1 pseudogene is annotated in these 279 nt (G+C 48.4%); it reads left to right on the top strand.

Annotated features, from left to right (window positions below):
• Positions 1-136 precede the first annotated feature (136 nt).
• Positions 137-279, top strand: a pseudogene (locus tag SB756_RS29530) (hypothetical protein); the annotation flags it as partial.

Here is a 279-nt window from a genome sequence, read left to right as displayed (position 1 = left end):
GGGCAATTCTAGAGTAGCGGGATCAGATGGCAATCGCTTATTGGCAAAATGACAATTTTGTCATTTTCCTGTCATCGGAAAATCAGAGCCTGGCGAGTAAAGTTGGCGGTATAAAATCACCAGAAATTATGAGCCTATGTCTCCTTGTAAACTTCTGCCATTTTGTGTGGCCCTTGCGCTAACCGGTTGTTCACTGGCACCGGATTATCAGCGTCCGGCAATGCCCGTGCCGCAGCAGTTCTCACTCAGCCAGAACGGCTTGGTTAACGCAGCAGATAA

The organism is Pseudomonas sp. SIMBA_068 (genome assembly GCF_046534705.1).
Taxonomy (GTDB): domain Bacteria; phylum Pseudomonadota; class Gammaproteobacteria; order Pseudomonadales; family Pseudomonadaceae; genus Aquipseudomonas; species Aquipseudomonas putida.
The sequence above is the reverse complement of the archived record's forward strand: the minus strand, read 5'-3'. Positions and strand labels throughout refer to the sequence as shown.